A 14,752-nucleotide genomic window follows, 5' to 3' on the forward strand; every position below is an offset into this window, starting at 1 on the left:
GCCTGACATGAAAAGCATGCAGGTCGAAGTCATCAGCATCTTTCCCGAGATGTTCGCTGCCATCAGCGAGTACGGCATTACCAGTCGTGCGGTGAAGCAAGGGCTGCTCAAGCTCAATTGCTGGAATCCGCGGAGCTTCACCGAAGACCGCCACCAGACGGTGGATGATCGGCCGTTCGGCGGTGGCCCCGGCATGGTGATGAAGATACAGCCCCTGGAACGGGCCCTGGCAGCAGCCAAGGCCGCGACGGGGGAGAAGGCGAAGGTGATCTACCTCTCGCCGCAAGGGCGTCAGCTGAAGCAGGCGGCCGTGCGCGAGCTGGCGAACGAGGAAACATTGATCCTCATCGCCGGTCGTTACGAAGGCATCGACGAACGCTTCATTGAAGAGCACGTCGATGAGGAATGGTCGATTGGCGACTACGTCCTGTCCGGCGGTGAGCTGCCGGCCATGGTGCTGATCGATGCGGTGACGCGGTTGCTGCCCGGTGCGTTGGGCCACGCGGACTCCGCCGAGGAGGACTCGTTTACGGACGGCCTGCTCGATTGCCCGCATTACACCCGACCGGAGATGTATGCAGGCAAGCGTGTTCCCGAGGTGCTGCTCAGCGGCAACCACGAACACATCCGGCGATGGCGTTTGCAGCAGGCGCTTGGGCGCACCTGGGAACGTCGGGCCGATCTTCTGGATTGCCGCTCGCTTTCTGGAGAAGAGAAAAAGCTGCTGGAGGAATATGTCCGCCAGCGGAACGATAGTTAACGTATCGATGGCACGCCCAGAAGGCCTGCCTTAGGAGCATAGCGATGACCAACAAAATCATTCAGCAGATCGAAGCTGAACAAATGAACAAAGAGATTCCGGCTTTCGCCCCGGGCGACACCGTAATCGTTCAAGTGAAAGTGAAGGAAGGCGACCGTGCGCGTCTGCAGGCCTTCGAAGGTGTGGTCATCGCCAAGCGTAACCGCGGCCTGAACAGCGCTTTCACCGTACGCAAGATCTCCAACGGCGTAGGCGTTGAGCGTACCTTCCAGACCTACTCCCCGCTGGTCGACAGCCTGAGCGTCAAGCGCCGCGGTGACGTGCGCAAGGCCAAGCTGTACTACCTCCGCGACCTGTCCGGCAAGGCAGCTCGTATCAAGGAGAAGCTGGTCTAATCGCCAGAGTTTCTCGAAAAACCCGCCCAGGTTCGCCTCGGCGGGTTTTTTCTTGCCTGTGTGCAAGGGATAATCCGTGCCCCGCTGGCAGCGCCAGCCAGGAAGATTCCTGCCTACCAGGTAGCGCATAGAAGAATCACAAGAGTCGCCGCACGAGTGGCAGCCACATGGGTTCGATTCAGGTAGTAGTGGCATGACCCCGAGAGAGCAAGAGATAGCCCGCCGGACCGAACTGTCCGAGAGCCGGGTGACCAAGGCGGTGTTTCCGCCCAGCACCAACCATCACAACACCCTGTTCGGCGGTACCGCCCTGGCCTGGATGGACGAAGTTTCCTTCATCACCGCCACGCGCTTTTGCCGCCTGCCGCTGGTGACGGTGTCCAGCGACCGCATCGACTTCAAGCACCCGATCCCGGCAGGTTCCATCGTCGAACTGGTGGGACGCGTCGTGAAGGTGGGCAATACCAGTCTCAAGGTGGAGGTCGAGGTGTTCGTCGAGGACATGTACTGCGCCACTCGCGAGAAGGCCATCACCGGCCTGTTCAGCTTCGTCGCCATCGACGGGGAGAAGCGACCGGTGCAGGTTCTGCCGGACCATCCGCGGACCGCCAGCGCCGCATGAATGCAAAAGGCACCCGTCGGGTGCCTTTCTCGTATCCCGCCTGGTTCAGTTCCGCATGCTGATCTTCAGGGATGCCTGCGACAGATCGATGTTGTTCAGGGTCAGGCTGCCGAAACTCTGGTCCCGTGGTGCGCCGGCCACACGGATATTCTCGAAGCGCAACTCGCCGATCGAACTGGGCAGGCGCAGGTTCACCGAACCATCCGGGTTGACCACCGAGGTCATCTTGCTGGTGTCGTAGGCCACATCCTTCATCGAGGTCTCTGCGTCCAGGCCGTCCAGCACTGGCATCACCAGCCGCGCCAATTGCTTCACTGCACCCAACCCATCGCCCTGCTCCGCTTGCAGGAAAAGGCCCTGCAGAACGTCGTCCAGGCCCTGGGCGCTGACATTGCTCATCTCCAGGTCGCTCAGCGGACGCAGGCCCTGCGGGGTCTCCTGGCGGCTGATACTGGCCGGCGGCTGCAGGCGCTGGATATCGGCGCTGGCCATCTGGAAGGGGCTCATCAACGCAGCCACAAGGGTAGCTGCCAGACGCAGATTGCTCTGTTTCTTCAGGGCCTTGGTCAGTTGCTTCTGGGTTAGCAGGCCTTGCGCTATCAGTACTTCACCCAGCCGCATCTTGCAGGTGAGTTGCATCTTGATTGCGGCATCCAGCTGCTGGGAGTTGATTAGACCCTTGTTGATGAGGATCTGCCCCAGGCGGGAGTTCATTTGGTTGGCCATGGTCCGGTACCGGCGGTGGGTGATAGCAAGATGAAATCATCCACGGCCAGCCCAATCCTGTCACCAGACTAAGGATAGGCTGGCCATGCCGCCCGTCAGTGTGTTTGCGCCAGAGTGCGATCAGCGGTAACACCGGGTTGCGCTTCGGTTTCGATCAGGGACACGAGGGTCCAGTCCTTCTCGGGTACGAAGTCCGTCGGGTTGCCGATCAGGTGCACCCAGCCCCGTGGGTCTTGTGCCAGCAGCAGGGTCGCGCGGTTACCGTGCAATGCCTGGTATTCCTCCCAGCCGAAGGCGGCGGTCAGCGTAGTGGTCCGAACGTCGGCGCCCTTGGCCAAGTAGCTGGCGAATTGCGGAAAGGTCAGTGGCTGGTTGCCCAGCGGTCGGCCCCGGACCGTTTCACCGGCACGGTGCTTCTCGCTGCGTCGACTTTCATGGCCGCTGGGCAGGGTGAAGCGACGCTGGGCACTGAAGTCATGACGGAAATGCATGCAGGCCAGGGCATTGAGTTCACTGGAAGGTGATAGGGCCAGCAGATGGCCGAGGCCCACCAGGTCGAGGTGCGCTTCGGCGTGTTGCGATGTGGGATTGCCGAAGTAGGTGGGTAGGTTGTCCATGCGCGCGGCACGAATGTTTTCCCAGCTGGAGTCGGTTAGCAGCACACGGCTGCCCAGGTTCTGCAGCGCCTTGCCGACCTCCCGGGCCACAGGATTGGCGCCGATGATGAGAAAGCCCGAGGGGGCAGGTTCGGCAACCTTCAGGAGTCGAGCCAGCGGACGCGCGGTGGCGCTTTGCAGTACCACGGTGCCGATGATCACCAGGAAGGTCAGAGGGACCAGCAGTTGCGCTTGCTCGTGGCCAGCCTCGATCAGACGTAGGGAGAAAATCGCCGACACCGCCGCCGCGACTATCCCGCGCGGAGCGATCCACGCCAGCAGCGCCCGCTCGCGCCAATTGAGGCTGGATCCCCAAGTACTGACTGCGACGTTCAGCGGTCGTGCGATGAACTGGATCACTGCCAGTAACAGCAGAGTCGCCGGCCCCATGGCGATAAGGGCGGCGAAGTCCATGCGCGCGGCAAGGAGGATGAACAGTCCTGAAATCAGCAGCACGCTGAGGTTTTCCTTGAAGTGCAGGATCTGCCGTACATCCACGCCACGCATGTTGGCCAGCCCCATGCCCATCACGGTCACCGCCAGCAGCCCGGACTCATGCACCAGTAGGTTGGCAATGATGAACACCCCGAGTACCGCCGCCAGGGCTGCAAGGTTCTGCAGGTACTCCGGCAGCCAATGGCGCCGCATGACCACGCCGAACAGCCAGCCTCCAACAGCCCCCAGCAGGCAGCCACAGGCGATAACACTGGTAAAAGTAGAGAGGCTCGCGATCCAGCCGCCGTCGTCGCGGCTGACGATGAAGCTGAACACCACTACCGCCAGCAGCGCTCCGATGGGGTCGATGACGATGCCTTCCCAGCGCAGGATGTTGGCGATCGACGAGCGCGGTCGCACGACGCGCAGCATCGGAACAATCACAGTGGGACCGGTGACCAGGGTCAGGGTGCCGAACAGCAGCGCCAGTTCCCAGGAGAAATCCAGCAGCCAGTGCGTGGCGATCGCGATCACCGCCCATGTCAGAAGCGCGCCGACAGTCACCATTCGCCGCACCACGCTGCCGATTTCGCGCCATTCGGAGACGTGCAGGGTGAGGCTGCCCTCGAAGAGGATCAGTGCCACCGACAGGGAAATCAGCGGGAACAACAGCGGGCCGAACAGCGCCTCGGGGTCCAGTAGGCCGGTCACCGGTCCGCTGAGTATGCCGGCCACCAATAGGAAGAGGATCGCCGGCAGACGCAGGCGCCATGCCAGCCACTGGCTGAACAGCGCAGCCGCGCCTATACCGCCCAGGCCCAGCAAGATGTGGTGTTCGCTCATTGGAAGTCCTTGTCGGGGATGAATCGTATACAGCGCTATGAAAGACTAGCGTTTCGTACAGTCAAGGCCGCCATTCATGCCCGCGCTAGACCATCCCCTGATCGACCGTTTCCTCGATGCCCTCTGGCTGGAGAAGGGACTTTCCGAACACACCCGCTCGGCTTATCGCAGCGACCTCGCGCACTTCAACAGCTGGCTGGACGATCGCGGTCTGGCGCTGGATAAAGCCGGACGCGATCTCATCCTCGATCACCTCGCCTGGCGTTTGGAACAGGGCTACAAGGCACGCTCCACCGCTCGGTTTCTCTCCGGCCTGCGCGGTTTCTACCGTTTCCTGCTGCGGGAGAACCTGATCATCGAGGACCCGACCCTGCAGATAGACTTGCCACAGCTGGGGCGACCGTTGCCCAAGTCGCTTTCCGAGGCCGATGTGGAGGCGCTGCTGGAGGCGCCGGAGCTCGACGATCCCATCGGCATGCGCGACCGCGCCATGCTCGAAGTGCTCTACGCCTGCGGCCTGCGCGTGACCGAACTGGTTAGCCTGACCCTGGAGCAGGTCAACCTGCGCCAAGGCGTACTCAAGGTCTTCGGCAAGGGCAGCAAGGAGCGTCTGGTGCCCCTGGGCGAAGAAGCAATTGCCTGGATCGAACGCTACCAGCGCGAAGCGCGGCCCTTCCTGCTCGACGGCAAGCCCAGCGACGTGCTCTTCCCCAGCCTGCGTGGCGAGCAGATGACCCGCCAGACTTTCTGGCACCGCATCAAGCACCAGGCCCGGGTGGCCGGTATCGGCAAGTCGTTGTCGCCGCACACCTTGCGCCATGCCTTCGCCACTCACTTGCTCAATCACGGCGCTGACCTGCGCGTGGTGCAGATGCTACTTGGCCACAGCGACCTGTCCACCACCCAGATCTATACCCACATCGCCCGTGCCCGACTGCAGGAACTGCACGCCCGCCACCACCCGAGGGGGTGAGCCGGATCAGGCGACGCATGCGTCGCCCCGGCGAACGACCGGCCATGGATGGCCGGGCTGGGGTTGAACCGGGCAAAAGGGCGACGACAGGGGTGTCATGCACAAGCGCTGGACCTCGCGCATGCGTCGCCCCGGCGAACGACCGGCCATGGATGGCCGGGCCGGGGTTGAACCGGGCAAAAGGGCGACGACAGGGATGTCATGTACAAGCGCTGGACCTCGCGCATGCGTCGCCCCGGCGAACGACCGGCCTACGCAGCACCAGCCAGCAGCCTACGCAATCCGCCGGGCGTCAGACGACTGCGTGTTGGGCCTTCTGTGGTAGGCTTGAGCGGTTTCCGTACGTCCGCCGCTCGACAGGAGTACCCATGCGCGTGACCCGTCTTATCGCCGGCCTGGCCCTCGGCCTCGCCAGCACCATCAGCCTCGCCGACGATCCGGACCAGGCCATCCGCAAGACCCTCGATGCCCTGGAACTTGGACTGCCCATCGAATCCATCGGTGAAAGCCCGATGAACGGCATCTACCAGGTGCAACTCAAGGGCGGTCGCATGCTCTACACCAGCGCCGACGGCCAGTACCTGATGCAGGGCTACCTGTATCACGTGCAGAACGGCAAGCCGGTGAACCTCACCGAGCAGGCCGAGAGCCGCTCCATCGCCAAGGAAATCAACGCCATCCCTGCTGGCGAGATGGTGGTGTTCTCGCCCAAGGAGCCGGCCAAGGCGCATATCACCGTGTTCACCGACACCGACTGCGGCTACTGCCAGAAGCTGCACAGCGAAGTGCCGGAGCTGAACCGTCGCGGGATCGAAGTGCGCTACGTCGCCTTCCCGCGCCAGGGCATCGGCAGCCATGGCTACAACAGCCTGGTCAGCGTCTGGTGCAGCAAGGACCGCCAAGCTGCCATGAACACGGCCAAGTCCCGCGAAGAACTTCCGGCTGCGACCTGCGATAACCCGGTGGCCAAGCAGTTCGAACTGGGCCAGATGATCGGCGTCAACGGCACCCCGGCCATCGTGCTCGGCAACGGCCAGATGATTCCGGGATACCAGCCGGCTCCGCAGCTGGCCAAACTGGCCCTGGAAGCCAAGTAATCCGGGCGCCCAGCTTGATTGACCAATAAACAGCCGCTTCGTAAAGTGCGGCTCTTTTCCTCGGCCGGGGTACACCCGGCCGTTTTCGCAGTGATGATGGGGAGTTCAGCGTGAAGCCGGTAAAAGTAGGCATCTGTGGCCTTGGGACCGTCGGTGGCGGCACCTTCAACGTACTCAAACGCAACGCCGAGGAAATTGCCCGCCGTGCCGGGCGTGGAATCGAAGTTGCCCAGATTGCCGCTCGTCGCCCCAACCCGAAGTGTGAAACCGGCGCCACCCCCATCACCGCCGATATCTTCGACGTGGCCAACAACCCGGAAATCGACATCGTCATCGAGCTGATCGGTGGCTACACCCTGGCCCGTGAGCTCGTAATGAAGGCCATCGAGAATGGCAAGCACGTGGTCACCGCCAACAAGGCGCTGATCGCCGTGCACGGCAACGAAATCTTTGCCAAAGCGCGCGAGAAGGGTGTCATGGTCGCCTTCGAGGCTGCCGTTGCCGGCGGCATCCCGGTGATCAAGGCGATCCGCGAAGGACTCGCTGCCAACCGCATCAACTGGCTGGCCGGCATCATCAACGGCACCGGCAACTTCATCCTCACCGAAATGCGTGAGAAGGGCCGCGCCTTTGAGGACGTGCTGAAGGAAGCCCAGGCGCTGGGTTACGCAGAAGCCGACCCGACCTTCGACGTCGAAGGCATCGACGCCGCTCACAAGCTGACCATCCTTGCATCCATTGCCTTCGGCATCCCGCTTCAGTTCGACAAGGCCTACACCGAAGGCATCTCGAAGCTGACCAGCGCCGACGTCAACTACGCCGAGGCCCTGGGCTACCGGATCAAACACCTGGGTGTGGCACGTCGCACCGATAGCGGCTTCGAGCTGCGCGTGCATCCGACCCTGATTCCGGCCGACCGCCTGATCGCGAACGTCAATGGCGTGATGAACGCTGTGATGGTCAATGGCGACGCCGCCGGCAGCACCCTTTACTACGGCGCTGGCGCTGGCATGGAGGCCACTGCCTCTGCCGTGGTCGCCGACGTGGTGGACGTGGTCCGCGCGCTGACCACCGACCCGGAAAACCATGTGCCGCACCTGGCGTTCCAGCCGGACTCCCTGTCCGACCACCCGATCCTGCCGATCGAAGCCTGCGAGAGCGCCTACTACCTGCGCATTCAGGCCAAGGATCATCCGGGCGTGCTGGCACAGGTCGCGACCATCCTGTCGGAGCGCGGCATCAACATCGAATCCATCATGCAGAAAGAAGTCGAAGAGCAGGACGGCCTGGTGCCGATGATCCTGGTTACCCACCGGGTCGTCGAGGCGCGCGTCAACGACGCCATCGCCGCGCTGGAAGCTCTGGAAGACGTGGTAGGCAGCGTAGTGCGCATCCGCGTCGAGCAACTGAACTAAGCAGCCACCGGGCGCTGGTGCCGCCGCGAGGGGCGATCCCCCGGAGCGACGCACCAGCCCCGGCCGCTCGAAACCAAGGTTTTAAGACATGCGCTATATCAGTACCCGCGGCCAGGCTCCGGCCCTGAACTTCGAAGACGTGCTGCTGGCTGGCCTGGCCAGTGACGGCGGCCTCTACGTACCGGAAAACCTGCCGCGCTTCACCCAGGAAGAAATCGCCTCCTGGGCCGGCCTGCCGTACCACGAACTGGCCTTCCGCGTGATGCGCCCCTTTGTTGCCGGCTGCATCAATGACGCCGACTTCAAGAAGATCCTCGAGGAAACCTACGGCGTCTTCGCCCACAACGCCGTGGCGCCGCTGCGCCAGCTGAATGGCAATGAGTGGGTGCTCGAGCTGTTCCATGGTCCGACCCTGGCGTTCAAGGACTTCGCCCTGCAACTGCTGGGTCGCCTGCTCGACCACGTGCTGAGCAAGCGCGGCGAGCGTGTGGTGATCATGGGCGCCACCTCGGGCGACACCGGATCGGCTGCGATCGAAGGCTGCAAAGCCTGCAAACACGTCGATATCTTCATCATGCACCCGCACAATCGCGTGTCCGAAGTGCAGCGCCGCCAGATGACCACCATCCTCGGCGACAACATCCATAACATCGCGGTCGAGGGCAACTTCGACGACTGCCAGGAGATGGTCAAGGCGAGCTTCGCCGACCAGGGCTTCCTCAAGGGTACTCGCCTGGTCGCGGTCAACTCGATCAACTGGGCGCGGATCATGGCCCAGATCGTCTACTACTTCCACGCAGCCCTGCAGCTGGGTGGCCCGGCGCGCTCCGTGGCGTTCTCCGTGCCCACCGGCAACTTCGGCGACATCTTCGCCGGCTACCTGGCGCGCAACATGGGCCTGCCGATCAGCCAACTGATCGTCGCCACCAACCGCAACGACATCCTGCACCGCTTCATGAGCGGCAACCAGTACGTCAAGGACACCCTGCACCCGACCCTGTCGCCGTCGATGGACATCATGGTGTCGTCCAACTTCGAGCGCCTTCTGTTCGACCTGCACGGTCGCAACGGCGTCGCCATCGCCAGCCTGATGGATACCTTCAAGCAGGGCGGCGGCTTCAGCGTCGAGGAAGACCGCTGGACCGAAGCGCGCAAGCTGTTCGACTCTCTGGCCGTGGATGACGCAGCTACCTGCGAAACCATCGCCGAGGTGTACAAGGAGTGCGGCGAGCTGCTGGACCCGCACACCGCGATCGGCGTTCGCGCTGCCCGCGAGTGCCGCCGCAGCCTGGCCACCCCGATGGTCACCCTGGGTACCGCTCATCCGGTCAAATTCCCGGAAGCGGTGGAAAAGGCTGGCGTTGGCCAGGTCCCGGCCCTGCCGCCGCACCTCGCCGACCTGTTCCAGCGCGAGGAACGCTGCACCGTGCTGCCGAACGACCTGAAGCAGATCCAGGCCTTCGTCAGCCAGCATGGCAACCGCGGCAAGCCGCTGTAATCCAGGCGCCAGAACGAAAAGGCCGGCTCCCGAAAGGGGCCGGCCTTTTTTATGGCAGCCATTGCGTCGAGACCTCGTAGGGGCGAACTCATTCGCCAAGGGATGTGCAGCATCCCCCTTAGGTATCGCGGGGCAACTCTTCGACCTGCTTGGCGAATGAATTCGCCCCTACAGGAAAATCGGCTCTGTTCCAGCGGCGATCAGATCGCCCCATTTCCCTTCAGCGCCGTAACCTGCTCGGCGTTGTAACCCAGGGCGGCCAGCACCTCTGCGTTGTGCTCTCCAAGTTCCGGACCGATCCATTCGGTCGAACCGGGCGTGTCGGAGAGCTTGGGGACGATGCCCGGCATCTTGAATGGCTTGCCATCCGGCAGCTTTGCCGAGAGGAACATTTCCCGGGCGAGGAACTGCGGGTCGGCGAACATGTCTTCGGCAGAGAAGATGCGGCTGGCCGGCACTTCGGCGCGGTTCAGCACGGCCAGCACCTCGTCCAGCGGCAGCGAGCCCACCCAGCGGTCGATCACCCCATAGAGTTCTTCGCGACGTGCGTCGCGACCGTCGTTGCTGGCCAGGGTCGGATCGTTGGCCAGGTCCTCGCGGCCGATGGCCAGCATGAAGCGTTTGAAGATGGCATCGCCGTTGGCGCCGATCTGTACGTGACGGCCATCGGCGGCGGTGTGGATAGAGGAGGGGGTGATGCCGGGCATGATGTTGCCGGTGCGTTCGCGAATGAAACCGAACACGTCGAACTCCGGCACCATGCTTTCCATCATGGCGAATACCGCTTCGTAGAGCGCCACGTCCACTACCTGGCCCAGGCCGCCATTCACCTCGCGGTGGCGCAGCGCCATGAGCGCGCCGATCACGCCCCACAGGGCGGCGATGGAGTCGCCGATGGAGATGCCGGTGCGCACCGGCGGGCGATCCTCGAAACCGGTGATGTAACGCAGGCCACCCATGGACTCACCCACCGCGCCGAAGCCCGGTTGGTCCTTGTAGGGGCCGCTCTGGCCGAAGCCGGATAGCCGTACCATCACCAGCTTGGGGTTAAGGGCATGAATCACGTCCCAGCCCAGGCCCAGCTTCTCCAGCACGCCGGGGCGGAAGTTCTCGATCAGGATGTCCGCTTCGGTCAACAGCTTCTTGAGGATGTCCCGGCCATCGGGGTGTTTCAGGTTCAGCGTCAGCGACTTCTTGTTGCGCGCCTGTACGAACCACCAGAGCGACGTGCCTTCGTACAGCTTGCGCCACTTGCGCAGTGGGTCGCCGCCATCGGGGGATTCGATCTTGATGACTTCGGCGCCGAACTCCGCGCACAGGCGCGAGGCGAAGGGACCGGCGATCAGCGTGCCGAGCTCGATTACTTTGAGGCCGGCGAGTGGTTTGGCGGGGGCGTTCATCGGGATGTCCATGGGCCAGGCAATGGCGGCGACTCTACTCCCTTGGAGGTTGTTGCGAACAGCCTGGATTGTCGCTGGCGCGCCATTCCCGGGCGACTTAAAGTTCTTGGCAGGCCCCCGATTCGAACGCGTCGACGACCATGCCAGATCGCCTTGCCAGCCGCAGCCACTTGTCGCCCGGAACGTATCGGGAGGAGGGTGCATGCAACTGAATGTCCCCACGCTGGTGCTTGTGGATATCTATGTCCTCGCCCTGGTCGGCCTGCTCATGCTGCACGCCTGGCGTCGTGGTCGTCGCGAACCGACGCTCGGTTACCTCGCCGCCATGCTGCTGCTCGGTGCCCTGGGCACGGTGCTGGGCAGCCTGCGCGGCATGGGCATGGACTTCGTTCCGCTGGTGCTGGGCAATGTGGTGCTTCATTTCTGCGCGGCCATGAACTGGACCGCCATGCGTGTGTTCGCCGGGCGCCAGCCGCACCTGTTGGGTATCTGCGCCGGCTCGCTGGTCTGGATGCTGCTCTGTCTAAACCCGGCGTTCTACGAATCCCTTACCGTGCGCATTGCGGTCAGCTCGCTGATCACAGTCTGTTACTGCGGGCTGAGCGCCCATGAGCTGTGGCGCAGTCGCCAGTCGCTGGAAGTGGCCTACATGCCTGCTTTGGTACTGACCCTCTTCCACATGGTTTTCTACAGCGCGCGCATTGTGATCGATCGCGGCATGCCGTTCGATGCAGCCATGGCCAGCAGCGGCCAGGGCACCAGTTTCTTCTCCCTGCTGGTGTTCGAGACCCTGCTGTACGCCATCGGCATTGCCTTCGTCACCCTCGCGATGGTCAAGGAACGCGCCGAACTGAAGTTTCGCGCTGCCGCCTATTGCGACCCGCTTACAGGGGTCGGCAACCGGCGCGCCTTCATGACCACTGGGGAATACCTGCTGGAAAGTTGTGAGCACCGGCGCGAACCGGTTGCACTACTGCTCTGCGACCTCGACCACTTCAAGCGGCTGAATGACAGCTACGGCCATGCTGCCGGCGACGAGGCCCTGGTCGCGTTCACCCGTATTGCCGTCGGCAGCATGCGCAAGCAGGACGTCTTCGGCCGCATCGGGGGCGAAGAATTCGCCTGCCTGCTGGCCGATGCCGACGACGAAGCCGGTGCCCAGGTGGCCGAGCGCATCCGCCGCGAGTTCGCCGAACTGCCATTCCAAGAGCCGGGGGAGCTCAGCGTCAGCATCGGAATCGTCAGCTCCAAGGAAGCAGGTTACGACCTGTTCCGCCTGCTCTCGATGGCCGACGACGCCCTCTACGCGGCGAAAGACAAGGGGCGCAACCGCATCCAGCGCTACCCCGCCGATTAGCTGGAAGCCCCAGCCAAGGCAATGGAATCAGGGTAGACTTGCGCCCCTCCGCGAATCACCAAGAAGCCCGTCATGGCCCTCCAAGCGACCCCCTACAAAGTCGAACTCAACCTCACTGACCTGGATCGCAGCGTCTACGAGAACCTGCGTTTCACCGTCGCCAAGCACCCCTCGGAAACCGAGGAACGCCTGGCCGTGCGGTTGATCGCCTACGCGCTGTGGTACCACGAGCAGCTGGCTTTCGGCCGTGGCCTGTCGGACGTAGACGAGCCGGCTTTGTGGGAAAAGAGCCTGGATGACCGCGTCCTGCACTGGATCGAGGTGGGGCAGCCGGACGCCGAGCGCATCACCTGGTGCTCGCGCCGCACCGAGCGCTTCAGCCTGGTGGCCTATGGCAACCTGCGCGTCTGGCAGACCAAGGTCCTGGACGGCGTGCGCAGCCTGAAAAACATCAATGTCGTCGCCGTCGGCCAGCAAGCCCTGGAAGAACTGGCCCGCGACCTCCCGCGCTCGATCAGCTGGAGCGTGATGATCAGCGACGGCGAGCTGTTCGTCACCGATGAGCGCGGCCAGCACGAAGTTCCCTTGGAGTGGCTGGCCGGGGAGCGCTGATCGGAAATCCGGAAGATTTCCGGGGCAGGGCGCCAAGCCCTCGCCCCAAGGCCCTTTCCCGGGAGGGAGAGGGGAAGTCGATTCAAAGATTGGACCTTTCATGCGTATCGAACACCGCGTCCTACCCGATGTCCTGCCTGACCTGGGCGAGCTGCCCCCGCTGCTGACCCGCCTCTACGCTGCCCGTGGCGTACAGTCCGTGGCGGAGCTGGACAAGAGCCTGGCGCGGTTGATTCCTTACCAGCAGCTCAAGGGCATCGACGCTGCGGTGGAACTGCTGGTCGAGGCCCTGGAAAAGCGCCAGCGCATCCTTTATGTCGGCGACTTCGATGCCGACGGTGCGACTGCCAGCAGCGTTGGCGTACTCGGCCTGCGCATGCTCGGTGCCTTCCATGTCGATTACCTGGTCCCCAACCGCTTCGAGTACGGCTACGGCCTGACGCCAGAAATAGTTGCCGTTGCCCTGACCCGCCAGCCGGACCTGCTGGTGACGGTGGATAACGGCATTTCCAGTGTCGAAGGCGTGGCAGCCGCAAAGGCTGCGGGGCTCAAGGTGCTGGTCACCGACCACCACCTGCCGGGGCCGGAATTGCCCGCGGCGGACGCCATCGTCAATCCCAACCAGCCTGGCTGCGACTTCCCGAGCAAGTCTCTGGCCGGCGTCGGCGTGATCTTCTACGTGTTGATGGCGCTGCGCGCTCGCCTGCGTGAGCTGGACTGGTTCAATCGTGCCGGCCTCAAGGAACCCAACCTCGGCGACCTGCTCGACCTGGTGGCGTTGGGCAGCGTCGCCGACGTGGTGCCCCTGGACGCCAACAACCGCATCCTCGTGCACCAGGGCTTGGCGCGCATCCGCGCCGGCCGTGCCCGTGCCGGCCTCAAGGCGATCCTCGAAGTTGCCGGGCGTCCGGCAGGGCGCATCACCTCGACCGACCTCGGCTTCATCCTCGGTCCCCGCCTGAACGCTGCCGGCCGCCTGGACGACATGAGCCTGGGCATCGAATGCCTGCTTTGCGAAGACGAGGCCCTGGCCCGCGACATGGCCGTGCAACTGGACCAGCTCAACCAGGACCGCAAGGCCATCGAGCAGGGCATGCAGCGCGAGGCGCTGGCGCAACTGAAGAACCTGCCTATCGAAGACATGCCATTCGGGCTCTGCGTATTCGAGCCGGACTGGCACCAGGGCGTGATTGGCATCCTCGCCTCGCGCCTGAAGGAGCGCTACCACCGTCCGACCATTGCCTTCGCCGATGCTGGCGACGGTCTGCTCAAGGGCTCGGCACGCTCAGTGCCGGGCTTCCACATCCGTGACGCGCTGGATGCCGTCGCCGCCCGCCATCCGGGTCTGATCAGCAAGTTCGGTGGTCACGCCATGGCCGCTGGCTTGTCCCTGCCTGTGGAAAACTTTGGTGCCTTCGCTGCCGCGTTCGACGCCGAGACCCGCCGGCAGCTCGATGAAGACGACCTCACCGGCCGCCTGCTTTCCGACGGTCAACTGAGTATCGAGGAGTTCCACCTGGAGCTTGCCCGTGCCCTACGCCTGGCCGGCCCCTGGGGCCAGCACTTCCCCGAGCCGCTGTTCCATGGCGTATTCCAGATCGTCCAACAGCGCCTGGTCGGCGAGCGCCATCTGAAGCTGGTGCTGAAAAGTGAATGCGGTTCGGTGCAACTGGACGGCATCGCCTTCAACATCGACCGCGAGCAATGGCCCAACGCCAGCGTCCGCTGGGCCGAAGTGGCCTACAAGCTGGACGTCAACGAATACCGTGGCCAGGAAAGCGTGCAGCTGATGGTCGCTCACATCGCCCCGCGTTGACGCGAATGGTTGTGGGGACGAATTCATTGGCTATGCCTGCGTTTGGTGTTGCAAGCAGCTGCATTGCCCGTAGGAGTTGGCTTGCCAGCGAATGGCCCCGTATCGCTGGCAAGCCAGTTCCTACAAGCCTCTTGGCCCGCTGGTCAA

General features: G+C 63.5%; 13 protein-coding genes. 10 read left to right on the forward strand and 3 right to left on the reverse strand.

Features of this window, described 5'->3' with window-relative positions:
* The first annotated feature begins 7 nt into the window (after window positions 1-7).
* The 3 genes from trmD to D6Z43_RS25545 all read left to right on the forward strand — a co-directional run bounded on the left by trmD (window position 8) and on the right by D6Z43_RS25545 (window position 1,777).
* The gene (gene trmD / locus D6Z43_RS25535; protein WP_120654777.1) at window positions 8-760 is read left to right on the forward strand and encodes a tRNA (guanosine(37)-N1)-methyltransferase TrmD; all 753 of its coding nucleotides are present in this window, start codon (window positions 8-10) and stop codon (window positions 758-760) included.
* Between the two features lie 44 nt (window positions 761-804).
* Window positions 805-1,155 carry a 50S ribosomal protein L19 gene (rplS, locus tag D6Z43_RS25540; protein WP_120654778.1) on the forward strand — a complete coding sequence of 117 codons (351 nt, stop codon included), beginning with the start codon at window positions 805-807 and terminating at the stop codon, window positions 1,153-1,155.
* Between the two features lie 193 nt (window positions 1,156-1,348).
* Window positions 1,349-1,777, forward strand: coding sequence for an acyl-CoA thioesterase (locus D6Z43_RS25545; RefSeq protein WP_120654779.1), 429 nt, complete (start codon window positions 1,349-1,351; stop codon window positions 1,775-1,777).
* A 45-nt stretch (window positions 1,778-1,822) separates the two neighbouring features.
* On the opposite strand, the gene D6Z43_RS25550 is transcribed toward D6Z43_RS25545, so the two are convergent.
* Window positions 1,823-2,503 carry a hypothetical protein gene (locus tag D6Z43_RS25550; RefSeq protein ID WP_120654780.1) on the reverse strand — a complete coding sequence of 227 codons (681 nt, stop codon included), beginning with the start codon at window positions 2,501-2,503 and terminating at the stop codon, window positions 1,823-1,825.
* A gap of 95 nt (window positions 2,504-2,598) precedes the next feature.
* Complete coding sequence (locus D6Z43_RS25555) at window positions 2,599-4,437, reverse strand: sodium:proton antiporter (RefSeq protein ID WP_120654781.1); 1,839 nt, start codon at window positions 4,435-4,437, stop codon at window positions 2,599-2,601.
* 76 nt (window positions 4,438-4,513) lie between these two features.
* Here D6Z43_RS25555 and xerD point away from each other — a divergent pair, with 76 nt between their 5' ends.
* The 4 genes from xerD to thrC all read left to right on the forward strand — a co-directional run bounded on the left by xerD (window position 4,514) and on the right by thrC (window position 9,420).
* Window positions 4,514-5,410, forward strand: a complete 897-nt coding sequence (gene xerD, locus D6Z43_RS25560; RefSeq protein ID WP_120654782.1) for a site-specific tyrosine recombinase XerD — start codon at window positions 4,514-4,516, stop codon at window positions 5,408-5,410.
* 368 nt (window positions 5,411-5,778) lie between these two features.
* Window positions 5,779-6,507: a disulfide isomerase DsbC N-terminal domain-containing protein gene (locus tag D6Z43_RS25565; RefSeq protein WP_120654783.1), complete on the forward strand. Its 729-nt coding sequence runs from the start codon at window positions 5,779-5,781 to the stop codon at window positions 6,505-6,507.
* A 110-nt stretch (window positions 6,508-6,617) separates the two neighbouring features.
* Entirely contained in the window at window positions 6,618-7,922 is a 1,305-nt protein-coding gene (locus D6Z43_RS25570) for a homoserine dehydrogenase (protein WP_077526769.1), read from the forward strand.
* 88 nt (window positions 7,923-8,010) lie between these two features.
* Complete coding sequence (gene thrC / locus D6Z43_RS25575; protein WP_120654784.1) at window positions 8,011-9,420, forward strand: threonine synthase; 1,410 nt, start codon at window positions 8,011-8,013, stop codon at window positions 9,418-9,420.
* Window positions 9,421-9,620: 200 nt separating this feature from the next.
* On the opposite strand, the gene D6Z43_RS25580 is transcribed toward thrC, so the two are convergent.
* Window positions 9,621-10,820, reverse strand: coding sequence for a CaiB/BaiF CoA-transferase family protein (locus tag D6Z43_RS25580; RefSeq protein WP_120655363.1), 1,200 nt, complete (start codon window positions 10,818-10,820; stop codon window positions 9,621-9,623).
* 202 nt (window positions 10,821-11,022) lie between these two features.
* Between D6Z43_RS25580 and D6Z43_RS25585 the strand changes: the two genes are divergently transcribed.
* The 3 genes from D6Z43_RS25585 (at window position 11,023) to recJ (ending at window position 14,605) form a co-directional block, all read left to right on the forward strand.
* Window positions 11,023-12,177, forward strand: a complete 1,155-nt coding sequence (locus D6Z43_RS25585; RefSeq protein WP_120654785.1) for a diguanylate cyclase — start codon at window positions 11,023-11,025, stop codon at window positions 12,175-12,177.
* Between the two features lie 72 nt (window positions 12,178-12,249).
* A complete protein-coding gene (locus D6Z43_RS25590; RefSeq protein WP_120654786.1) occupies window positions 12,250-12,789 on the forward strand; it encodes a YaeQ family protein in 540 nt (179 codons plus the stop codon).
* Window positions 12,790-12,889: 100 nt separating this feature from the next.
* Window positions 12,890-14,605: a single-stranded-DNA-specific exonuclease RecJ gene (recJ, locus tag D6Z43_RS25595; protein ID WP_120654787.1), complete on the forward strand. Its 1,716-nt coding sequence runs from the start codon at window positions 12,890-12,892 to the stop codon at window positions 14,603-14,605.
* Window positions 14,606-14,752 lie beyond the last annotated feature (147 nt).

Origin of the sequence: Pseudomonas sp. DY-1, assembly GCF_003626975.1 — a bacterium.
Classification (GTDB): Bacteria; Pseudomonadota; Gammaproteobacteria; order Pseudomonadales; family Pseudomonadaceae; genus Metapseudomonas.